The organism is [Clostridium] ultunense DSM 10521 (genome assembly GCF_000511955.1).
Lineage (GTDB): Bacteria > Bacillota > Clostridia > Tissierellales > Tepidimicrobiaceae > Schnuerera > Schnuerera ultunensis.
The window spans coordinates 41908-65172 of sequence record NZ_AZSU01000003.1 but is presented as its reverse complement, the minus strand read 5'-3'; the positions used below and the strand labels follow the sequence as shown (position 1 = coordinate 65172).

Genomic DNA, 23265 nt, shown 5'->3' with positions numbered 1-23265 from the left:
ATGTCCAAAGGCTAAGAAAATTAATATCAATGGTAAACTAAGCTATATATTAAATTGTGAAAATCCTTGCACTAGTTCAAAATGCGGAAGAATTAAACAAATTACTATACATCATAATTATCGCTTTAATTCTTCTATCCCTCGTGATAGCTTAAAGTGGCAGAAACTATATAGACTTAGAACTATCTGCGAAAGATCCATTTGTCAAATTAAGAATTTCATTCAAATTAAATCATCAAGAGTTAGAAATACAGTATCTTTAAAATCAGATATTCTACTTGCCTGTATTTCTCAATTAATTGCTTTTATACTTATATTTAAGTCTAAAAATTATGATAAACCTCTTGCTATTAAATCTTTGATTGCTTAACTTTAATCTCTGAAACTAGATAACCAGTTTTTAAAAGGTTTCATTGAACCTTTGCTTTGCTATGCCTTTTTTGTGGATATCTGAAAACTTAAGATGTTTAAAAGCGTTTAATTGCCTATTTTCTCCTATTTTCTGTGGATAACTTTAAAATCATATTTTGCAACTATCTAAATTTTTAATTCATAAGTACCTATTTAGGACCCTATCATTTACTCCAAACCAACTAGACTCCTTATACGTATTAATGGTATTCTTCATAATGGTTTTAACTATAGTTTTGTATATATTATGAAGTTCTTTTGTGGATAGAAAGGCTTCTTCCTTTATATTAGGTTTATTAAGATTGTATTCTATCTTTAACTGTTTATCAATATACATATTCAAATTATATATCTTTCTCTTAATTATTTTTTCACAATATCCATTAATAAAATCGTCTAAATATTTAGTTTCCTTATTCCTTTTATCTATATCTTCCCAAAAATCCACTTTTAATTTCTTTATCTCCTCTAAGGGTATATTATAGTGGAATAAATAATTTTTCCCATATAGCTCTTCTATTGGTAGGTATTTAATAGTGTTATCTTCAAGTATATTTACCCATCTCTTGCTATAATAACCATTTTTATATCCTTCTAAGTATAGGGTTAATTCGAGTCTATCTATATCCTCATGGATTAACATAGCAATATTATTGGATATAAGTTGTCTATCTTTTCTAGGAAACAAAAGCCTTTTTATTCTCTTCCTAATTTCCTTAGTACATATATATTTTGGAGAAATATTAGTCACCTTTGTCTCCAAATCATATAGATTCAGGAGGATATGTATGGAATTTATATCGCCATTATATAAAAAATTGTATCGTAAACCATTATATATTTGCCAAAGATCAGCTTTAGCTAAAACCAAATTCATCCCTCCCCTTAGCAATTGTTTCCAAAAAAATGGAGGATTAAACCATTAATTTATATTTTTTCTTACGACAGTATATTATATTATACTACAATATTCATCTTTATTGTTTATCAACTTCAATAATATTTTTAAAAAAGGGCTAAAAAATAAAAAAGACCAAGAAAAAAAGCATTGAAATCAGATCAATGCTAGCATTATACTGGAATAGATACTTTAGTACTAATTTTAAAAATTCATCATTTCAATTTCATCAATATGGATAATATAGTATCATAATCTTGACCAGTTACAAGTCTATATCTTCCTACCCTAAGCTTCTTATCTACCCCTTTTTCTTTCGCAAAATTAAGAAATTTTTCCGCCTCATCAATTATCCTTGCTTCTTCTAGACCTTTGGATATTTTTTCTAATGAGTCTCCATTTTCTATGACAAACTCAACTTCTACCTTTTCCTCTATTTTTGAAGTATCTTCATCTATAACAGCCTTTTCCTTACTCAGTGTAGTATCTATATTATCCTTTAAAAAAATCATTCCTAAATCTGTAGCTTTTGCTACTATTTCTTCTTCAGTATATTCTCTATACTCTAAAATAGGATTTAGACTATGAAGAATATTAGTCAACAATATACCTATACCTATCCCCAATAATATAAATATAAATCTATGTCTCTTGTACATTCCCTTGCTCCTTATCCTTTTTTACTCTATTTTACACTATAAATATATTAAAGTAAAAATATATCTTCCATCTTGCATTCTTTAATTATATCATCTGTCCAAATAGAAGCTTGTACTTCACCAATATGCCTTTTCTCCAAAAAGTACATACAGATTCTGGACTGACCAATGCCTCCACCAATGGTAAAGGGTAGTTTACCTTCTAAAAGCATTTTATGATAGGTAAGTTTTTTTCTCTCCTCAGCTCCTGCAATTTTCAATTGTTCTTCTAAAGACTTTTCATCTACCCTTATGCCCATACTGGATAATTCTAAAGCCTCATCTAATATATGATTCCAAAATAATATATCTCCATTTAATTCCCAATCATCATAGTCGGGAGATCTGCCGTCATGAGGAATTCCAGATTTTAACTTCCCACCAATTTTCATTAGAAATACAGCTTTATATTCCTTGCAGATTAAATTTTCCCTTTCCTTAGGGCTTTTGTCTGGATACATATCCTCTAATTCTTGAGCTGTAATGAATTTTATCTCTTCAGGCAATTTGTTTTCCATAAAAGGATATATGCTATTTATTTTCTTCTCAGTCCTTTTAAATACTTGGAATATCTCTTTAACTATTTTCTTTAAATATTGTTCGTTTCTATCTTCTCTTGATATAACCTTTTCCCAATCCCATTGGTCTACATAGATGGAATGGGTATGGTCTAAAACCTCATCTGGCCTTATTGCATCCATATCCGCATAAATTCCTTCCCCTACTTTGAAACCATATCTCTTTAAAGCCATTCTTTTCCATTTAGCTAAGGATTGAACTATTTCTATCTCTTCGTTATATTTCCTCATATTAAAGGATACAGCCTTCTCAACCCCACTTAAATTATCATTTAAACCCGTTTCAGGTCTGACGAATAGTGGGGCAGATACCCTTATTAAATTCAATTTCTTAGCCAATTCCCTTTCAAAAAAATCCTTAATGACCTTTATTCCAATTTGTGTCTCCTTAACAGTTAATTTTTTCATCTAATTTCCTCCTCCAAATATAAAAATAAAAAAACCTTCCATCCTTAAAGGACGAAAGGTATTCTTCCGCGGTACCACCTTAATTAGCAAAAGGCCCAGCTCAAACCAGTACAGAATATATTCGATACTGTATAGTTTTTAACGGACTATGCCCGTCTAAGCCTACTCTTTGAATTAATCAAATTTCGGTTAGAAGCTTAGGGATGTTCTTCATCACTAATTCCGTGTCGGATTTCCACCTAGTACCGACTCTCTCTAACTTCCTCAATGACTACTCTTCCCTTCATAGCTAATTTCCCATATATTAATAAATAATTATATTGTATTTTTTAGCTTATGTCAATAGATTTATTCACTTTTATCAATTAAAGAGTTGAATAGGTTGTTTATATATTTTTTTCTCTCCTTCGTTTCTTCTTCATTTATTACAAACTTATCCTTTACATATTCAACTACATCCCCTTCTTTTAAATCCTGAGGAAATAACTCCCTGTCGAATTCTAAAATGCCGCCATCACTTTCTATTTCAATTAAAACCCTATCCCCCTCAAATCTATCAACTATACCTTTCACTTAATCTCCCCCTGTTTAATACATTTTTCATGAGGTCTATACCCATTTTTTTCTGCATCTAATATGGATGTAAAGATTATTTGGTTTTCTTCTTTTGGCAAGGAATTACATTCCTTGCTATGGTATACCTTAGTGTTTTTATTCCCTATATACTCTATTTCAATATTATCTCCCTTTATAGACTTTTCTAGATAATCCAATTTGTTACCATCGGAAACAAAAATTATATCTCCTAGTTGATCAGTCCGCAAAATATCAGTGCCTATTCCATTTAACCTTTCTAAAGTTTCCTTATGAGGATGTCCATATGTATTATCACTTCCTACACTTATAATAGCATACTTAGGATTAACCTTTTTTAGAAACTCTTCACTACTAGAAGTCCTCCCACCATGATGGGCTATTCTAAGTACGTCAGCCTTAAGACCCAACCCATTATTCACTATATCCTTTTCAGAATCCTCTTCTGCATCTCCTGCAATAATAAAAGTATTGTCTATATATTCTGTCTTAGTTACTATAGAAAAGTCATTTGTCTCATCGTAGTCATCCCTATTTGGAGCTAGAATATAAAATTTTAGCTGTTCCTCATCTATTATAGAATCCTTTGCTTTAGCCAAATTAATTTTTAAATCATGATTATCCAGTTCCAAAAGCAATTCCTCAAATATACGGGTATTAGCCCTTCTATTAGGCATATATACTTTACCAATTTTAAAATTCCTTATTACCTCAGGTAAACCTCCTATATGGTCTTCATGAGGGTGGGTAGCTATTAAATAATCAACTTTATCTACTCCCAAGTCCTTTAAATAATTGACTACTTTATCTCCATATAATCTACTTCCTCCATCTATTAAAGAGGTTTCCCCATTGGGAAATTGGATTAATGTACAATCTCCCTGACCTACATCTATAAAATGGATTATCAGCTTATTTTCAGAATCAACAGTTATTTCCCTAGTGTCTACATCACATCCAGAAATAATTAAACTCAATATTAAAAATGTTAATACTATAACCATTACTCTACTTTTTCTCACAAATTTTCCTCCTTAAGCTGCTGTTTTTACCTATTGTCTAAAATATCTGTTAGAAAAAATCCTCCCTATCGAAGGATAAGAAGGATTAAAATTCAAAAGCAAAATCTTTGTATGCTTCTTCAGTATATGCTTTAACAGTATCGATTATGAAATAAGAGACTTTCAAGTTTAATGATAGAGCAAAATTCAAATCATTGTCGAACCCAGTCTTAAGTGAATATTCCCCGATCACATCTTCTATATATTTTTTAATAATTGGCCTTAGCCTAATTACCCTTTCTTGAAAAATATCTATGTCATCTACAGTTATTACGTTTTTCTTAAAATCATGGTAGAGTGAATAGTCATTTAATTTGGATTCATAATTAATATGTTTAAACATACTATTGGTAAAAGTCCATCTCTCAGCATGTGGAAGACAAACGAAGTCACTTAGATAATGGGATATAATGCCAATTCTTTTGCTTAGCATTTTAATCGCCAAAGGGTCTATTTTTGAATTAAACTCTATATATCTACTTATAAATATCAATTTAATTATCTCATTTACTACATAATTTAAACTTTCCTTTTTATAATGTCTATGAAGTCTAAATTGTGGCAATATATCTGGGGCTACCGAACCCCATAATAATTTATCTTTATCCAGTTTTATATCATAAATATCATAGATATTTTCGTGAATTCTACTTCCAATAAGTTTATGTGTATCACCAAAAATATCAAACACATCCTTTGTATAAATTTTGCAACCTTATTCGATATTATATCATATAAACTAAAAAGTCAATATCAAAAATTGGTATCAATATCCCCAGAGATCCAATGGCAAAATCTATACAAACTATTCCAGTTCATTAAGCTTTTCATCCAGTATTTTCTTATACAATAGGTAATTGTCCTCGCTAAACAATACAAAATTTACTTCCTCTATATAATCTTCCTTATCTATAAAATCCATTACCGCCTTAGTTGCAATCTGGCCAGCCTCCAATTTAGGATAATTATATACTCCAGTAGATATGGCTGGGAAAGCTATAGTCTTTAGATTGTATTCCTTAGCCAATTTCATAGAATTATAATAGGCATTATATAGTAGTTTAGTTTCTCCCTTCCTACCATCTTTGTAAACAGGCCCTACAGTATGGATTACATATTTACTAGGCATATTACCTGCTGTAGTAATCCTTGCTTCCCCTGTAGGACAGCCCCCTATCTTTTTACACTGTTCTAAAATAGTGGGACCTCCCGCCCTATGAATTGCTCCATCTACACCTCCGCCGCCTAACAATGTATTATTAGCTGCATTTACAACTGCATCTACTTCCATCTTAGTTATATCACCTTGGATTATATTTAATTTTGCTTTTTTATATACATACATAATATATCCCCCCTATATTAATTATACCTATTCTATATAAAAACAAAAATCCCTTCAAAAAAATATTAATAATATATTTTTAGGATATATATACCTATATAGTACTTTTATCAGGAAAAAATCATTAGGAGGTATTGTATTGAAATATGAAAATATAGTAGAAGCCATATTTGTAAATAGACCTAACCGTTTCATAGCTAATGTACTAGTAGATGGAGAATTGGAAAAGGTACATGTGAAAAACACGGGTAGATGTAAAGAGATTTTATCAGAAGGTACAAAAGTATATTTGGAAAAATCTAATAATCCTAATAGAAAAACCAGGTATTCATTAATATCCGCCTATAAGGATGAACTATTGATAAATATTGATTCCCAAGTTCCCAACCAGGTGGTTTATTCCAGTATTCATGCCAATCAAATAGAGGAATTAAAAGATGTTCGCCTACTAAAAAAAGAAGTAACTTATGGAGATTCTAGATTCGACCTCTATTATGAAAAGGGAAAAGAAAAAGGATTTATAGAGGTAAAAGGGGTTACATTAGAAATAGATGGCCTCTCACTATTTCCCGATGCCCCTACAGATAGGGGCACCAAACATATAAATGGAATTATAGAATCGATAAAAGAAGGATATAAATCCTATATTTTTTTTCTCATCCAAATTCCTGGCATAAAATACTTTAAACCCAATGAAGAAATGGATAAAAAGTTTGCTCATGCCCTTTTAGAGGCAAAAAACGCAGGAGTCCAAATATTGGCCTACAACTCATTAGTAACTAAAGACCAAATCCTATTAGATGAAAAAGTAGAAGTGCTAATTTAATTTGATCATATTGGATATGGCTGGCCATATTTCCTCCGTTTCAAAGCCTTTTCTCCACGATGCTATTCCTGCTAGATTATATTTATTTACTAGGGAAGATTTAAGTTCAATAGAATTAGCATCCTCCAGCCATATTCTATAAACCACTCCCTCTTTAATGGTTTCGCCAAAATATTGGCCACTTTCTCCATCCCATTCTAGTTCCATATTATTTTCTTCAATAAATTTGTTAGCCGATTCCATAGATAAAGCTTGGGAAGAGATCTTAGCCTCTCCATTAACTTCCTCTATCTTCCATAGCCTAGTGTAAAAAGGTATAGCCAATACTAAATTTTTATTTGGCACTTCTTCCAATACCTGTTTAATTGCTCCTTCTACCCAGCCATATTGAGCTACAGAACCAGCTACAGGACTAGTTGCCCAATGTTGGTCATAAGCCATTAACATTATATAATCTACCGTTTCTGCTAATCTCCGCCTATCAAAACTTAAAGACCAATTCTCCGAAGTGGAAATAGGGGTAACATCCATAGAAACAACCATCCCCTTTTCTCTAAAAACTGGATACAATTCCCTAACAAACTGGGTTAATAAATCCTTATCCTTCAAATATACATTTTCAAAATCTAGATTAATCCCATCTACACTATATCCCTCATACATTCTAAGTATTTCCTTTATTAACCTTTCCCTTGAACTACTACTAGATAATAACTTATAGGTAATATCCGGATCAAAACTATTATCAATTAAAGGCCAAATTTCATAGCCTAAGGATTTGTATTTACTTACATATTCATAGTTTCCCTTATCAAATATATTTCCTTCCTCATCGGTAATGGAAAACCAGGTAGGAGAAACTATATTTATTCCATGGATTGGTTCTATTCCATCAGCAGACAGCATCTTTCCATGGGTATAATCCCAAGTTAAGCTTATCATCTCTTTATTCCTATTGTCCATATCCTCCTCAACTTGGTAAATATCCATAGTAAGACTGACTTTCAAATATTCCTTATCCATATAGCCAATTATTCCTTCAACTGTCCTTACCCTATACCAATCCTTCAACTCCTCAAAAACTGACACCACCGTACCAACAGTCAGGTCTTGTAACACAATAGGAGATTTTTTATCAAAATTAATTCTAATAACTCCTCCTTCCTTAATCACTTCCCCTAAAGGATATTTAGAATTAACCTTGTCCAAGACTACTGCATTAGTCTCTTCAAAGTAATTAATATAAAGGTCATAGTGAACATTCAGTATTTCATCTGGGATATAAATTTTTTCTTCTATTTTTTTAACTGGATTATTTACGAAAAATTCCTTATAGTTTGTAGTTCCCACTTTCTCTCCAATAATAAATCTAGACACCCTGTCCTTGTCGGTAAATATAATTATTTCCTCTTCTTGGTCATAAAACAAATTAGGATCTAAGTTTTCCTTTATAATATCTAAAGCAATATATATATTGCCTTCATCTAAAAATACAGGATCATCCTCTATAAAAAATCTGTCTCCAATAACTAAATATATATTATCTGAAATAGATATAACTTCCTTATTTTCACTATTTTTATATATAAAATAAGCTGTTGTAGCAATTACCGCCATTATCATTAATACAATAAAGAATCTTTTCACTTAATCACATCCTTTTTCATTTATTTACCATTAGATGAAATGATTATAACATATTAAGGTGGTTTTAAATAGTTTTTAGAAGTTTATTATATTATCATTTATAAGTAAGTCTGGTATGATATTGCCATGAAATAAATAGACCGAGAAATATTCTCGATCTATTTATAACTATTTATCTACTTTCATCTTTTTAGCCATAGGGTCTGATAGTACTTCATATCCTCCCATGGCGGATATGGTTATCATTATGGCATTAATTATTTTTAAGAGTATTCCTCGAATTCCAAAACCATTGTCTCCAAAGATAAATATAAGTATTAGTGCTATAATAAAGGTATAAAATCTAACAGAAGCATCTCCAAACTGTTTTTTTATAATGGATTTTGTAAACTGGACTATAAGAGAAGTTCCAGCTACTAGCCCTACAAAGGTAGTCAATGTATCTGCAGCCATTAATTCATTATACATCTTACCGCCCCCTAGAAAATAGATTATATTTTAACTTCTAATTCTATTGTATTCTAGAAGGATTTATAAATATGCTAGGTTTTCTTTGTACTATATATAATTCTTCAAAAATTCTACTATATCCTTAGCTTTTGGTGGACAGCCTAATAGGCTCTTTTCAAAACCTTTTGTACATATACCTATTCCTATACCCTTTCCCTCTATATCCTTGAAACCCTGTCCAATATGGATTCTTTCATTAATTTGGCGAAGATAGCCCATATTATCTAGCCTATCTAAAGCGTGAATAAGGCTACCATAACAAGCAGAACAAGCCATATTTTCATCTATATTTTTGGCAAGTTCTTCTACTAATCTAGTTTTAGGTATTGTCATAGGTGTTGTATCCTTGTTTAATTCTATAATATTGTCATCGGTTATATTAGTTGATCCTACACTTATATACTCTGCCATTTTTATATATGGAATATCCTCTAAATCGTAGCCTAATAATTGAGCTACATAGCTGTCAACTAGTACTGGATCTTTTCCTGCTATTACTCTGTTCATCTGGATAGGGTTTCCTCCTTCCTCAAAATTTAAATCCCCTATAATTCCATCGACGACAATTAAATTCTGTTTCAATATTTTATTAAGATAAGCAATAGGCTTATGAAGTCCCATAGTATGGAAACGTCTTTTCTCCTTATTGGGAATACAACCCTTCATATTTTTCAGAGCACAGGTAATATTAGTTTGACAATGGCCTTTTAATACAGGCATATTTATCAAATAGTCAACTTCCATTATTTTATTACATACAGAAAGAGTAACTCCATCTACTTCGTAATCTAAATAATTGTCTTTTTGTAGGTCTACAAGTGGAATATTGTACTTTCTAGACAAATTTTCGTAACCACATACTTTAAAAGCTAAGGATGTTTTATCCCCTACCCAAGCACCTTCTAATATGGTTAGATTGTTAAATCCATTAGATTTTAGGTATTCAATAACTCCTTCTACTAATTCAGGGCATGTTGTAGCTCCAGATGAAGAAGGTTTAGCCAGGACTAAATTGGGTTTAATGCCTATTAAAGAATCCTTCTCTGGTATGTCTTTAGTTATGTCCATTTTATCCAATATTTCTTTAATCATATCCCTGGGTCTATCTCCATACATAATATATAATGAATCAGAACTCATAATGATTTCTCCTCTCCTTTAAAAATAAAAGGGATAGAAATCCACCCCATTATATTTTATAATTCTTCCGTTAGTTCTATTATTTCATCTATAATATTTCCAACAGATTTTAACACTTCAATCCAATCATCGATGCCCTTTTGACCTTCTGATAAAATCCTCTTATTTACCTCCGTAGCAATGGTAAGCCCTGCACCGTAAGTATAAGGATATAATCCCATTTTGAATTATTTTTTCATCTAATTGAACTATCTCCTAATAATATTTCGTATACCTAGGTAAATTATATTATAAGAATATTTTTAGCACAAGGAAAATTCAAATAATCCATCCATTGCCATCTGGTGCATTTAAAATAGCTATACCTTGAATATGGAAGCTTTAAAAGATATGATTATAATTTTTCTTAGAATAAAAAATATCCTTATGGTGAATATATTAAAGAAGTTATAAATTAAGGAGGTCAATAAATGAAAAATACATTAAGATCCCAATTAGAAACTTATAAAAGAGATAATACAGAAAGTAGTAAAGAAGCTATGTTGTCTACTATGGATTCCATATTTAATTCCATGACTGATTATGACATCTCTGCTTTAAGTTCAATCGAAACCGCTAAAAAGGCCTTAACATCAAGGGAAACCAATAAAAATGAAATAATCCAAACAGTAGAAAGTGTAATATCAAGTTTGAGCTAATTATTTTAAAAATGGGACGGCAAAAAACCGTCCCGACTATCCAATTAATATTCTAGAACCTTTGATAAAAATTCTTTTGTTCTTAAATTTTGTGGATTATCGAATAAATCTAATGCATTATTCTGTTCTATAATTTTTCCATCCGCCATAAATATTACTCTATCTGCCACTTGTTTAGCAAAAGCTATTTCATGAGTAACAACTATCATTGTCATTCCAATTTTAGCTAAATCCTTCATAACATTTAAAACTTCTCCAACCATTTCTGGGTCCAAGGCTGATGTGACTTCATCGAAAAGCATTACCTCTGGATCCATGGCCAGGGACCTAGCAATAGCTATCCTTTGTTTTTGTCCTCCCGATAGAGAACCTGGATATGCATCTTTCTTATCTAATAAATCCATAGTTTTAAGGAGTTCAATAGCTTTATCTTCTGCCTTCTCCTTTGTTAATTTTTCAGTTAAAACTGGAGCTAAAGTTATATTCTCCAATACGGTTTTATGAGGAAAAAGGTGAAAATGTTGAAACACCATCCCTATTTGCTGCCTTATTTTATCTATTCCTTTTCCTGAATTAGCAATATTTTCATCTTTAAAATATATATTTCCCGAAGTTGGTTCTTCTAAATAATTTATACATCTTATTAAAGTACTCTTACCAGAACCAGAGGGTCCTATAAGACCAATTACTTCACCTTCTTCTATTTCTAAATTTATATCCTTTAATACCTGCTTGCTTCCAAAATATTTGTTTAGATTTTCTATTTCAATCATTATGAGCTAATCTCCTTTCAAATAATCCAATTACCTTAGATAATGTATAGGTGAATATAAAATATATTATAGCTACTATTATCAGTGGATTGAAAGGTTGAAAGCTAGTACTTTGTACAATTTTTGATGCATACATTAGATCTGCTACTCCTATGGTTGAAGCTACTGCAGTCTCTTTGATTAACGTAACAAACTCATTTCCTAGAGCTGGCAATATATTTTTTATAGCCTGGGGCATTATTATATATCTCATAGTTTGTCCCTCTGATAATCCTAAACTTCTACTGGCTTCTATTTGTCCTTTGTCTATGGATTGAATACCCGAACGGATAATTTCTGCCACATATGCAGCACTGTTTAAGGAAACGGCAATTAAAGCAGCTAAAAATCCATCCATATTTACTCCCATTATTACATAGCTTCCAAAATAAACTAAAGCAATTTGCACCATCATAGGAGTTCCACGGACTATCTCAATATATATATTTGAAATAGCTCTCAAAAATTTACCTTTTGATAACTTTAATATACTTAATAATGCCCCCAAGGTAGTTCCTATAATAAGAGATAAAAAGGATAATAATAAAGTTATTCTGACCCCTATTAAATAGTAATATTTATACTCTATAAATAATTCTACAAGATTCAAATTTTATCCTCCTATTTGTTATCTAATTTTCGTTGTTTAGCTCATCTGCTTCAACTAACCATTTATCCAGTAAACCCTTAGATTTTGCTTCAGCTAATATTTCATTCAACTTTTCTGTTAGTTCATCATTTCCTTTCTTTACAGCTATTGCCACACCATTAGCATCAGTGTCAATATTTAAACCTTCTACAACTACTATATCCTCATTTACCTTTGCAAAGGATTCAGCAACAGGGGCTTCCATAAGTGCACAATCTATTTTTTTAGTCTTTAGGTTCATCACTATATCTGGATTTGTACTCAAGCTTTTTACATCTGCATCTTTTATTTTTTCCTGTGCAATTTCTTCTTGAGTTGTGCCAATTTGTACTCCTATACTTTTACCTTCCAAATCTTCTAATGTAGTGATTTTGGATTCATCTTCCTTATTTACTAAAACAGAAAGATTGGCTTCATAATAAATATCGGTAAAGTTGGCTTCCCTTTCAGGATCTGGGTTCATACCTGCAATTACCATATCTAACATTCCAGTGGATAATCCTCCCAACAACTTATCAAATTCCATATCCTTTATCTCCAATTCTACTCCTAATTCATCTGCTATATGTTTTGCAATTTCTATATCAAACCCTACTATTGTATCCTCTCCATCTATCATTTTATGGAATTCAAAAGGTGGATAATCTGCACTAGTTCCCATTATTAGCTTCCCTTTATTTTTTATTCCCTCTAGTGTGTAACTTTCAATTTCCGAATTATTGTCTTTAAAATTTGCCTCATTATCCTTTCCACAAGCTACAAGTAAGCTAGATAATACAAGTATTATTATCATGAATAGACTAATCTGCTTTTTCATTCTATACACCTCTCTGATTATATTTTTGAATTAAAAAATCTCGTCCCATAATTATCTATTAAGAGACGAGATTTCCCGCGTTACCACTCTATTTGGTTTATTATAAACCCAACTCAACTCAAGTAACGCTTTGATTGCGAAATAAGATACTCACCGATAAGCTTTGTCCTATTTGTCTTCACAGCCCTTTTCACCATATTTTCAATCCCCTGGCTCTCACCCCACCCAGTTCTCTGTAAAATCTACTAGTATGGATACTCTCTGTATCATAAACTATAAATATTTAATTTTAAAATATTACTTAACCATAAAATTAAATGAACGTTCATTAATCTTTTGATTCTTGATGCAAAAATACTTTTATACGACAGTCTGTCAAAATATAAAACTCGTCTCTAAAATAGAGACGAGTATATGCCCGCGGTACCACTCTAATTGTGTTTTAATGGTAAAACACAACTCAATTCAAATAACGCTTTGAATGCGGGATAAGATACTGACCTATAAGCTTTGTCCTATCCATTTCAGCAACTCTTTTCATTATGCTTTCTACCACCTGGCTCTCACCTTACCCAGTTCTCTGTAGGGTGTACTCATCATAATTACTCTTTTGCTTCATAAATATTTAAAAATATTTTTTGTATTGTATTTAATAATAAATAGAAATTTATCTTTTGTCAAGTCTTTTTTCATATTTTATATACATTTAACAACCTACAAAGACTATTCCTTGGCATATTAATTAAAAACGCTTATAATTTTCCTTAACAAAATCGATAAATTTCCTTACACTTACATTCTCATATTCTTCTTTCTTATATGCAATTATAAGAGGAAAATCAAAACTTGGTTCACCAATAGAAAAATAGAGTGGACTATTATTACCTGAAAACTGCCTATCTACACCAGACTCAGGCATAAATGTTAATCCTAGTCCAACAGAGGACATGCTTATTGCAGTATTCATATGGGAAACTTCTATGATACCCTTAGGATTAATATTATGATGTTTAAATATTTGTCTAGAAATCTTTCCTAACCTAAAATTCTCCTTAAGTAAAATGAATTTCTCCTTTCCAAGGATTTTTATATCTATATAAGAATGAATATATTGATTAGTACTAAAATCATAATTATCTGCTGCAATTTTAGAATCCCTCGGCACAACTAAAACAATATTTTCAGAACTTAATTCCTGAAATTCTAAATTCTTATCCATTACAGGACCATTAATTACACATACATCAATCTTATCCTCTAACACTAAATCCTCAAGCTTAGGAGAAACATCTTCTGTTAAAACCACATTAATATTTGGATAAGTCTTCGTAAAAACAGGTATAATCTTTGGTAAAAAAACTGGTATCCTCCATGGAACAATTCCAATTCTAACTTCAGTTTTATCGTTATTATTTTTTAACCTAGATAATTCAGACATAAATTCTTCCTCTAGCTCCCTAAATTTATAAATATATTCTATTAACTTTTCACCTGCTTCCGTAATTTCTATAGGGGATTTAGATCTATCAAAAATTTTAATTCCCAATTTATCTTCTAAATTTATAATATATCTGCTTAAGGACGGCTGAGCGATATATAATTTTTCTGCAGCTTTAGAAAAACTTTTTTGTTTTGCAATTTCTATTATATATTTATCTTCGATTCTAAACACGCCTTTATCACCTCATCTATATTATAACACTTAGTGTTATAATCTCTATTACTTTTTGATATTGGATAACAATTTAATCATATGTTACATTAAAGTTACAAACTAGTAAATAGGAGGTGGAACTATGAATAAACAAATCAATGCCTATATTAATACAATTCTCCCAGAGTTGATTTCTTTGCGAAGAGAGATTCATAGGAATCCAGAATTAAGCAACAAGGAAATACAGACTTCAAAATTGATTCAGCAAAAACTTATAGAAAATGGTATTAATGCTACAACTATTAAATCCAATACCGGTGTAACAGCCTTTATCCAAGGTGGTCAAGAAGGAGATACTATAGCATATCGTGCTGATTTAGATGCTTTACCTATGGAAGAAAAAACCGGTTTAACGTTTTCTTCTCAAAATGAAAGCGTTATGCATGCTTGTGGACACGATATCCATACAACTGTTCTATATGGTACAGCTTTAGTCATCAACAAATTCAAAGATTATCTAAAAGGTAACCTTCGGATCATTTTTCAAAGTGGTGAAGAAAATTTTACAGGCGCTAAAGAGGCAATTGAATCTGGTATTTTTGAAAATCCTCAAGTAAAATCCATCCTAGCGCTGCACTCATGGCCAGATCTGCCAGCAGGTACTATTGGGTTAAAGAAGGGCCCTATGATGGCATCCAGTTCTAATCTATCTTTCAAAATTACTGGGAAAGGTGGCCATGCTGCTCATCCCCATAGAGGAATTGACCCAATTGTTGTATCTTCATATATAATAACTGCTATTCAATCTATCATATCAAGGAATATTGCACCTATTGATTCTGCTGTTATATCCTTTGGTAAACTTACAGCTGGAAATACGTCCAATATAATACCTGATCATGCCATTGGAGAAGGTACTGTAAGGACTTTAAGTCCCTCCATCAATAGAAAAATTGAAGAAAAAATCAAATCCCTAATAGAATATCAAGCAGAAAGCTTTGGAGCTACAGCTGAAGTTAAATACGAAAATATATCTCCTCCAGTAATTAATGATTCTAATATTATTGATGTACTCGAAGAATCCTCTTATAATTCTATCGGTTATAAAAACATTAGATGGTTAAATAGCCCATCTATGGGGAGTGAAGATTTTGCTTTCTATTTAGAAAAAATTCCTGGCGCTCTTATTAGATTAGGAACTCATAATGATACAGAAGAGTCAAAACTACCACTCCATAACTCTAAAATAATCTTTGATGAAAGAAGTATTGAAACAGGAGTGAAATTTATGAGTAATGCCATCTTTTCACTATTAAATAATTCAAAAATATAAAGGAGTGATCCTATGACATTACAAGCTATATTAGCAATTATTGTGTTTTTCGCTGCAGTGATACTTTTAATTTGGAAGCCAATACATCCGATTTTAATTGGAGCAGGAATTCCAATAACATTAGCATTACTTGGAATACTAGATGCAAAAACTGCTTTTGCTGATTTTGCAAACACAACTGTAATATTTTTTATGAGTTTATTGGTTATTGGTGCAGCTATATTCAAGACAGGCCTTGCTGACCTAATTGGTGAAAAATTAATAGGTCTATTAGGAAAAAGTGAAAAAGGTATAATGATGGGTTCAGGAATAGTAGCAGCTGGCTTATCTGCATTTTTAAATGATACTGGAACTACTGGATGTCTTATTCCAATAGTTAGTTCTATGGCAAAAAAAGCTAAAGTTCCTTTATCAAAGGTATTGATGTCACTTGCTTTTTTTGCTTCTCTAGGTGGTACCATTACTTTAATTGGAACTACCCCACATATTGTAGCAAATGGTTTATTAGTAGATGCAGGATACCAAGGTTTTGGTTTTTTTGAATTTGCAAAAATTGGTATACCTATTACAATTGCAGGGTTAATATATATGTATTTTTTTGGAATCAAATTAATGCCTATAAAAGATATTTCTGAAGACAATCTTCCTCAATTAGCTGAGAAAGACCCAAAAAAGATGATAATAGTAGCAGTAGTTTTTATATTCATCATCTACTGTATGGCAAGCGGTCTGTTGCCAATGCATTTAGCTGCAGCATTAGGCGCCTTATTAGTAGTTCTTACTAATTGTATTACTGTAGAGGAAGCAATTGATTCATTTAGTGTTACAACTTTGTTTTTAGTTGCTGGAATATTTCCCCTAAGTACTGCATTAATTGAAACGGGAGCTGCAGATTATATTGTAAGTGGATTATCCCTTCATTTAACTAAATTATCCCCCATATTTCTATATGCAGCTGTAACTGGAATAACCATAATACTTACTCAATTTTTAATGAATACCTCCCTAACTGCAATATTGGTACCCATGGGAATATTAGTAGCACAATCTGCCAGCTTAGATCCAAGAGGAGTTGTTATGGCAATTGCTATGGCTGCATCTGCTGCACTATGTACCCCTTTTGGAACTGGCCCAAATCTTCTAGTCTGGGAAGCAGGCGGGTATGATTTTCAAGATTATATGAAAGTTGGTATTCCATTAGCTATAATATTTTGGATAGTTACTACAATATCTTGTGTTATAATTTATGGAGTTTAGGAGATGATGAAATGAATAATAGAAAAACTTTAAGAAAAGTATTAGACCAAAATGATTTCTTAATCTTACCAGGTGTTTATGATTGTCTTTCTGCAAAATTAGCTGAAGAAGCTGGTGCTAAAGCTGTCTTTCTTTCAGGAGGTGCATTGTCTATAGCAGGTCTAGGTAAGCCTGATATTGGTTTTCTTAACCTAACTGAATTTGCTAGCTCTATTCAAAAGATAACCTCTACTATAAATATTCCACTAATTTCCGATGCAGATAATGGGTTTGGAAATGCTATACATGTAGGAAATACAGCTAGAGTATTCGAAAGTTTAAATGTCTCTGGTATGCAGGTAGATGATCAAGTACTTCCCCAAACCTTCCCTACAACTAGTAAGGAATCATTATCCTGGGATTTAACAAGGCCAAAAATTGATTCAATTAGAAAAAATGTATCTAATGATTTTATAATAATCTTTAGAACTATTACTAATATAACCGATGGATTAGAAGAAGCCATTAATAGAATAAATAAAGCAAAAGATTATGGAGCTGATTATGCATACGTAGATGGTATAAAATCCAAAGAAGAGCTTGAATTAGTGGCTAAACACTCTAAAATTAAACTTCTAGTAAATATGAATGAAAAAGGAGTTGCTGCTAATCTTCCTATAGGAGAAATAAAAGAGCTAGGTTACAAAATAGGTCTATACCCTGTTTCCACCATGGCAGTTGCTTCCAAATCCATGTATGATATGCTCTGTGATTTGATGAAAGAAGAAAACACATTAAAACATAGGAATAAAATGTTTAATCCAATTGAAGTTTATAATATGATGGGTTTAACCAGCTTAACTGAAAAATATTCAAAAATGTATAATAAATAAAGTAGGATAAAAATACTTCTCTTTATAATTAGCCCATTAAATAAGAACCTCTCTTGGTTTAAAAAAGCATCTCTAAAGCTTCGTACTAGAGAGGTTCACTGTTTTAAAAATATTCACATTGTTTTTCAATTTCCTTACGAGTTGCAATTAAATTATTTTTAAGATAGTCCATACCTTTATATTTAAGTCTAGATGTTGGACCTGAAATACTAATAGTAGCAATAATATTATTCTTACAATCCAGTATAGGAGCTCCAATGCAGGTTAGGCCATATTCATACTCTTCATTATCGTATGAAACACCTTCTTCGAGGATCTTTTCTCTTATTTTCAAAAATTCATCTAAATCGGTTATTGAATTGATAGTTCTAGCTTTTGCTTTGTTGTTTTTAAAATAATCCCTTAGCTTCTCCTCTGGATAATATGTTAAATAAAGCTTTCCCATAGCAGAACAATTCAAAGGGCTAATAGGTATTAATTTAGAAACTAAATAAAAATCTTCACCTACTGCATTATATATAGTTAAAACATATTCATCATATGGAACGCCTAAATTTACAGTTTCTCCAACCTTTTCCGCCAAGTCATCAATAAATGGTGCAGCAATGGTTACAATATCCGTATGGGATTTCACCCTAGAACCATATTTTATAAAGGATTTTCCCAAAAAATATTTTTCCGTTTCCCTATCCTTTTCAACAAAATCCCATTTGCTTAAAGTAAATAATATTCTATAAATAGTTGCCTTAGGTAGATCTAAATCTTGGGATATTTGAGAAATACCCACTGAACCATTTTCATACATATAATTTATTATTTCCAAAGCCCTATCAATCATAGGGACTATATAACCACTTTTATCTCCCATAAAGATCCCCTTTCAAAATTTACTAAATAAATTATATCATATTTTCTAATATACAAAAAATATTAAAATGATGGTTGAATTTTCTTAATAATTAGTATATAATTTAAAACAATCATGAAACGTCGTTTCATAATAAATAAAAAAGGAGTGATTCCATTGAAAAGTCCATATATTGCAAAACGATACTGGAATTCCATAGCCACACCTATGGGTGAAAGTTCAAGTATACTGGGTAAATATTCTGATTTGATTAACTTTAGTTTAGGTGATCCAGATATAACTACAGATAAAAGGATTATTGAAAAGGCTTTTCAAGATGCCCTAAATGGTCATACCCATTATACTGACTTTTTTGGTGTAAAGGAACTCAGAGAAGCTGTATGTGAGTATTATGATGAAGAGTATAATTATCATGTAGTAAAAGAAGAATGTATGATAACTACAAGTGGATGCCATGCCATGTGGCTAGCTTTAGAAGCTATATTAGATGATGGAGATGAAGTTATAATACCATCCCCCTACTTTACCCCTTATCCTCAACAGGTAAAACTGGCAAGAGGGAAACCAGTTTTTTTAGAAACCTTTGAAGAAGAGGGTTTTCAACTTAATACAGATAGATTAGAAAAATTAATAACCAATAGAACTAAAGCCATTATCGTCAACACGCCAAATAACCCTACAGGAACTTGTCTAACAAAAGAAACTTTAGTTCAAATATCAGAAATTGCTAAAAAATATGATTTATTAGTAATAGCAGACGATATCTATACAATATTCAGCTATGAAGAGCCCTTTATGCCTATTACAACCATTGAAGATATGAAAGAAAGAACTATTACTATTGGAAGCTTTTCCAAAGACTATGCTATGACTGGTTGGAGAATAGGATATATATTAGCTCCATCTTATATGATAAATATAATCAAAGATATAAATGAAAACAACGTTTTTACAGCACCTTCTATATCTCAACAAGCTGCACTACACGCTATAAAGATGAGAAAAGAGATTCAACCACCTATGGTAAAAGAATTTAAATCAAGGACTTTTGCTGCCTATGAAAGATTAGAACAACTTAAAAATGTATCTATATTACCACCAAAGGGAACCTTTTATTTATTTCCCAATATTAAGGCTACAGGTTTAACCTCTGAAGAAGTTACAAATAGAATTCTAGAAGAAGCCCATGTATTAGTATTGCCAGGAACCTCCTTTGGAGATAATGGAGAAGGATATATAAGAATTGCAGCAACAGTTGGTAAAGACAAAATCAATGAAGCCTTTGATAGAATAGAAAAAATGGAGATATTTAGATAGGAAGTGAAAAATATGAATATCAGAAAAAAAGTAGCCCTATGTGGTATACCGGGTATGAAGAAGGAAGATATAGTAAAAATGGAGAAATATGTTAGGGAAGAGTATCCAGAAGTAGATTTTTTATTCTTATCTGAAGAAGTTCTAGAAAAAGAAGAGCTAATTGAAAAATGTCAGGGTGTTGAGGTATTGATTTCCTGGGACCAAGAAATGGATGAGGAAACCTATGAAAAATTAAATTTAAGAGCATATTGTGCAGCTAGTATTGGTTATAATGCAGCCAATATTGAGGCTGCAACTAAAAATAATGTAATAGTCACTAATGTACCCGATTATTGCTTAGATGAAGTGGCTACACATACTATTATGCTTATGCTAGCCTGCTATAGAAAACTTTATTCCATGGTTCCCTATGTTAAGAGTGGAAACTGGGATTTAGATGTTTTAGGAAGTATTAAAAGATTTGAAGATAGCATAGTAGGTCTCCTTGGTTTTGGTAGTATTGCTAGAGCCGTAGCTAAAAAACTTAGGGGTTTTGAAGTAAAGATTATTTCCTACGACCCCTTTGTAAATAAGGAAGAAATGGAGAAATTAAATGTTACAAAAGTACAGCTAAATACTCTATTTAAAGAATCCGATTATCTGTCCCTACATACGCCTTTACTAGATGACACTAAGGAAATCATTAATAAGGATAGTTTAAGAAAGATGAAACCAACTACCTACTTGATCAACACTGCAAGAGGTGGGTTAATAAATCATGAAGACCTATATCAAGCCCTGACTAATAATCATATTCAAGGTGCTGGATTAGATGTATTAAAAAATGAACCGCCAAAAACAATTGATAAAAAATTAATAGCTTTACCTAATACCATAATCACAGGTCATTCTGCTTATCTATCAGAAGAAGCCTCAGATTTACAGCTGAAGATTACAGCAGAAACAGTAGGTAGAATATTGAATTCTACCGAACCAATCAATGTTAGAAATCCTCAAGTCTTAAATAGGATTGATTGGATAAAATAATTGATCCAATATTTGAAAACAATAAAGATTTAATGGGAGGTTTTGTAGCAATGAATATAGATTTAATAGGTGTACCAATTAATTATGGATGTGATAAAGAAGGTCCCCAATATGGTCCTAATACCCTTAGAGAACATAGGATAGTGGATTTGATTAAAAATAATGGGCATACAGTATACGATTTAGGAAATATAGTAATCCCCCAAGTTCCTGAAGAAGAAAAATATAGTGGACATGCCAATATGAAATACTTATATCCAATAGTAGAAATGTGTAATAATTTAGCCCAACAGGTATATACTTCTTTAAAGGCTAATTCCTTCCCATTTGTCATGGGTGGAGATCATTCCTTGGGCATGGGAAGTATCGCTGGCGGAAGCAAATACTTTAAAGAAATGGCAGTAATTTGGATAGACGCTCATGGTGATATAAACACCTATGAAACTTCACCTTCTGGCAACATTCATGGTATGCCTTTAGCCGCATCTATGAATATAAGTCACCCTGCCCTTACAAATATTTATTACCATGGGCAGAAAGTAAAGCCAGAAAATGTATATATACTAGGTGCTCGAGACATGGACCCAGGTGAAATTGAGTTAGCTAAAAACACCCAATTAAGCCTATATACTATGGAAGCTATAAGGAAAGAGGAGCTGGAAAATATATTAAATACAATTATTAAAAAGATAAAGGCTTCCAATGTAGATGGAGTCCATTTAAGTTTTGACATAGATGCTCTAGATAAGTCAATTGTTCCTGGCACTGGAACACCAGTAGCAAATGGATTTAATTTAGAAGAAGGAAAAACAATATTTACTATGCTATTAGAAGAAGACCTAATTACCTCTATGGATTTTGTTGAATTAAATCCTCTGCTTGATAAAGCTAATGGGAAAACTATAGAAACTTCCATGGCAATTCTCCAACATATTTTTAAATCATTTCCTATTAGGTAAATTTAAAGTAAATAAATAATTAATTAGGAGTGATATTGTGAATAGCATTAGTGGTAAAAATGTAAGTAAATCAAATATAAGTAAATTTGCCATATTGTCATTAATAGGTGCTTTCTTATTTCTAATTCCTGTAAAATATCTAGATAGTTTTAATATACCGGTAGGAATAGTAATAGACTGGATTAAAAGCTATATACATGAGTTTACCATATATGTAATGCTAGCGTTTGTAAGTATTAATGCTCTATTGTCCTTGATAAGTTATATATTTAAACCAAAATTTATACTAGAACATGAATGGTTAAGTAAAAAACTAGCTACTACTCCTTTCTATCTTATAAGTAGATAGGCGTTTGCGAAACGCCATAACCCGCATAAATACGGGATATTTTTTTCATAAAATAATATAACTCCTCACCGATTTATGGTAAAATTGAAGTGTCAAGCAACAAATCTACCAAAACCCGAAAGGAGTTATATAGATATGATACCACATAAACAGCTTTCTTTGGCAGACATTTATTCAGATTGCAAAACTTTTTTTGAATCTGATAAACCTAAGTTTCTTTCATTACTTGAAAATAACATTAATCTTGATGAGTTTATTCCTATTTCTTTTTACCATCACTTTTATGCTTCTACTGGAAGACCTCGTGAATACAAGCTTCATTCAATGCTATGGGCTTTAATTATTCAAAGGATTTTTTCTATCCCTACTGATACCCTCTTAATTACTTTTCTTAAGTATTCAAGTGAATTAAGAGAATTTTGTGGGTTTGAAAAAGTTCCTGATGGTTCTAAATTTACCCGTTTCAAACAAGATTTTTTATTAGACTTACAAGCTGTATTCGATAACCTTGTCGATATTACTGAGCCTATTTGTCAAC

The 23265-nt window shown here is 31.4% G+C and carries 27 protein-coding genes and 3 other annotated features; of the genes, 11 read left to right on the top strand and 16 right to left on the bottom strand.

Annotated elements, in window-relative coordinates:
* Nucleotides 1-370: transposase (locus CUL_RS19720; RefSeq protein ID WP_236616448.1), on the top strand; the 370-nt coding region annotated here is incomplete at its 5' end.
* Between the two features lie 180 nt (nt 371-550).
* On the opposite strand, the gene CUL_RS0107335 is transcribed toward CUL_RS19720, so the two are convergent.
* The 7 genes from CUL_RS0107335 to CUL_RS0107305 all read right to left on the bottom strand — a co-directional run bounded on the left by CUL_RS0107335 (nt 551) and on the right by CUL_RS0107305 (nt 5993).
* Complete coding sequence (locus CUL_RS0107335; RefSeq protein WP_005583808.1) at nt 551-1282, bottom strand: hypothetical protein; 732 nt, start codon at nt 1280-1282, stop codon at nt 551-553.
* Between the two features lie 242 nt (nt 1283-1524).
* On the bottom strand, nt 1525-1968 hold the full coding sequence (locus CUL_RS0107330) for a hypothetical protein (RefSeq protein WP_005583809.1): 444 nt from the start codon (nt 1966-1968) through the stop codon (nt 1525-1527).
* A 47-nt stretch (nt 1969-2015) separates the two neighbouring features.
* Entirely contained in the window at nt 2016-2993 is a 978-nt protein-coding gene (asnA, locus tag CUL_RS0107325) for an aspartate--ammonia ligase (protein ID WP_025640959.1), read from the bottom strand.
* 44 nt (nt 2994-3037) lie between these two features.
* Nucleotides 3038-3289 (bottom strand) — a binding site (T-box leader).
* A 52-nt stretch (nt 3290-3341) separates the two neighbouring features.
* Nucleotides 3342-3566: a DUF3006 domain-containing protein gene (locus CUL_RS0107320; RefSeq protein WP_005584032.1), complete on the bottom strand. Its 225-nt coding sequence runs from the start codon at nt 3564-3566 to the stop codon at nt 3342-3344.
* Nucleotides 3563-4609 (bottom strand): ComEC/Rec2 family competence protein, encoded by a 1047-nt coding sequence (locus CUL_RS0107315; RefSeq protein WP_005584033.1) that lies wholly within the window; start codon nt 4607-4609, stop codon nt 3563-3565. The genes CUL_RS0107320 and CUL_RS0107315 overlap by 4 nt, the downstream gene beginning before the upstream one ends.
* A gap of 85 nt (nt 4610-4694) precedes the next feature.
* A complete protein-coding gene (locus CUL_RS0107310) occupies nt 4695-5339 on the bottom strand; it encodes a zinc dependent phospholipase C family protein (protein WP_005584035.1) in 645 nt (214 codons plus the stop codon).
* A gap of 114 nt (nt 5340-5453) precedes the next feature.
* Nucleotides 5454-5993, bottom strand: a complete 540-nt coding sequence (locus CUL_RS0107305; protein WP_005584037.1) for an O-acetyl-ADP-ribose deacetylase — start codon at nt 5991-5993, stop codon at nt 5454-5456.
* A 139-nt stretch (nt 5994-6132) separates the two neighbouring features.
* Between CUL_RS0107305 and sfsA the strand changes: the two genes are divergently transcribed.
* Complete coding sequence (gene sfsA / locus CUL_RS0107300; protein WP_025640958.1) at nt 6133-6819, top strand: DNA/RNA nuclease SfsA; 687 nt, start codon at nt 6133-6135, stop codon at nt 6817-6819.
* Here sfsA and CUL_RS0107295 read toward each other — a convergent pair.
* The 4 genes from CUL_RS0107295 to CUL_RS18655 form a co-directional block, all read right to left on the bottom strand.
* The gene (locus tag CUL_RS0107295; RefSeq protein ID WP_005584039.1) at nt 6811-8466 is read right to left on the bottom strand and encodes a glycosyl hydrolase family 18 protein; all 1656 of its coding nucleotides are present in this window, start codon (nt 8464-8466) and stop codon (nt 6811-6813) included. The two genes, sfsA and CUL_RS0107295, sit on opposite strands and share 9 nt — an antisense overlap.
* A 168-nt stretch (nt 8467-8634) precedes the next feature.
* Nucleotides 8635-8934, bottom strand: a complete 300-nt coding sequence (locus tag CUL_RS0107290; protein WP_005584040.1) for a hypothetical protein — start codon at nt 8932-8934, stop codon at nt 8635-8637.
* 90 nt (nt 8935-9024) lie between these two features.
* On the bottom strand, nt 9025-10116 hold the full coding sequence (locus CUL_RS0107285; RefSeq protein ID WP_025640955.1) for a DUF362 domain-containing protein: 1092 nt from the start codon (nt 10114-10116) through the stop codon (nt 9025-9027).
* A 56-nt stretch (nt 10117-10172) separates the two neighbouring features.
* Entirely contained in the window at nt 10173-10337 is a 165-nt protein-coding gene (locus CUL_RS18655; RefSeq protein WP_201767867.1) for a hypothetical protein, read from the bottom strand.
* 249 nt (nt 10338-10586) lie between these two features.
* Between CUL_RS18655 and CUL_RS0107275 the strand changes: the two genes are divergently transcribed.
* A complete protein-coding gene (locus tag CUL_RS0107275; protein ID WP_005584044.1) occupies nt 10587-10814 on the top strand; it encodes a hypothetical protein in 228 nt (75 codons plus the stop codon).
* Between the two features lie 44 nt (nt 10815-10858).
* On the opposite strand, the gene CUL_RS0107270 is transcribed toward CUL_RS0107275, so the two are convergent.
* The 4 genes from CUL_RS0107270 to CUL_RS0107260 form a co-directional block, all read right to left on the bottom strand.
* Nucleotides 10859-11587, bottom strand: a complete 729-nt coding sequence (locus CUL_RS0107270; RefSeq protein ID WP_025640952.1) for an amino acid ABC transporter ATP-binding protein — start codon at nt 11585-11587, stop codon at nt 10859-10861.
* Nucleotides 11580-12236, bottom strand: a complete 657-nt coding sequence (locus CUL_RS16945; protein ID WP_081722805.1) for an amino acid ABC transporter permease — start codon at nt 12234-12236, stop codon at nt 11580-11582. Before CUL_RS16945 ends, CUL_RS0107270 begins: the two co-directional genes overlap by 8 nt.
* 22 nt (nt 12237-12258) lie before the next feature.
* A complete protein-coding gene (locus CUL_RS16940) occupies nt 12259-13092 on the bottom strand; it encodes a transporter substrate-binding domain-containing protein (RefSeq protein ID WP_035143003.1) in 834 nt (277 codons plus the stop codon).
* A 58-nt stretch (nt 13093-13150) separates the two neighbouring features.
* Nucleotides 13151-13371: a binding site (T-box leader), on the bottom strand.
* 120 nt (nt 13372-13491) lie between these two features.
* Nucleotides 13492-13720, bottom strand: a binding site (T-box leader).
* Nucleotides 13721-13834: 114 nt separating this feature from the next.
* On the bottom strand, nt 13835-14764 hold the full coding sequence (locus CUL_RS0107260) for a LysR family transcriptional regulator (protein WP_025640950.1): 930 nt from the start codon (nt 14762-14764) through the stop codon (nt 13835-13837).
* A 124-nt stretch (nt 14765-14888) separates the two neighbouring features.
* Here CUL_RS0107260 and CUL_RS0107255 point away from each other — a divergent pair, with 124 nt between their 5' ends.
* The 3 genes from CUL_RS0107255 to CUL_RS0107245 are packed head-to-tail and all read left to right on the top strand — an operon-like array spanning nt 14889 to nt 18208.
* Nucleotides 14889-16079 (top strand): M20 metallopeptidase family protein, encoded by a 1191-nt coding sequence (locus CUL_RS0107255; RefSeq protein ID WP_025640948.1) that lies wholly within the window; start codon nt 14889-14891, stop codon nt 16077-16079.
* 12 nt (nt 16080-16091) lie between these two features.
* A complete protein-coding gene (locus CUL_RS0107250) occupies nt 16092-17336 on the top strand; it encodes an SLC13 family permease (protein ID WP_025640947.1) in 1245 nt (414 codons plus the stop codon).
* An 11-nt stretch (nt 17337-17347) separates the two neighbouring features.
* Complete coding sequence (locus tag CUL_RS0107245; RefSeq protein WP_025640946.1) at nt 17348-18208, top strand: isocitrate lyase/PEP mutase family protein; 861 nt, start codon at nt 17348-17350, stop codon at nt 18206-18208.
* A 103-nt stretch (nt 18209-18311) separates the two neighbouring features.
* On the opposite strand, the gene CUL_RS0107240 is transcribed toward CUL_RS0107245, so the two are convergent.
* Complete coding sequence (locus tag CUL_RS0107240; protein WP_025640945.1) at nt 18312-19076, bottom strand: IclR family transcriptional regulator; 765 nt, start codon at nt 19074-19076, stop codon at nt 18312-18314.
* A gap of 156 nt (nt 19077-19232) precedes the next feature.
* Here CUL_RS0107240 and CUL_RS0107235 point away from each other — a divergent pair, with 156 nt between their 5' ends.
* The 5 genes from CUL_RS0107235 to CUL_RS16930 form a co-directional block, all read left to right on the top strand.
* Complete coding sequence (locus tag CUL_RS0107235; protein WP_025640944.1) at nt 19233-20393, top strand: pyridoxal phosphate-dependent aminotransferase; 1161 nt, start codon at nt 19233-19235, stop codon at nt 20391-20393.
* 12 nt (nt 20394-20405) lie between these two features.
* On the top strand, nt 20406-21419 hold the full coding sequence (locus CUL_RS16935) for a C-terminal binding protein (RefSeq protein WP_025640943.1): 1014 nt from the start codon (nt 20406-20408) through the stop codon (nt 21417-21419).
* Complete coding sequence (gene rocF, locus CUL_RS0107225) at nt 21407-22378, top strand: arginase (protein ID WP_201767865.1); 972 nt, start codon at nt 21407-21409, stop codon at nt 22376-22378. The genes CUL_RS16935 and rocF overlap by 13 nt, the downstream gene beginning before the upstream one ends.
* A gap of 37 nt (nt 22379-22415) precedes the next feature.
* Entirely contained in the window at nt 22416-22727 is a 312-nt protein-coding gene (locus tag CUL_RS0107220) for a hypothetical protein (RefSeq protein WP_025640941.1), read from the top strand.
* A 135-nt stretch (nt 22728-22862) separates the two neighbouring features.
* Nucleotides 22863-23265: transposase (locus tag CUL_RS16930; protein WP_035143002.1), on the top strand; the 403-nt coding region annotated here is incomplete at its 3' end.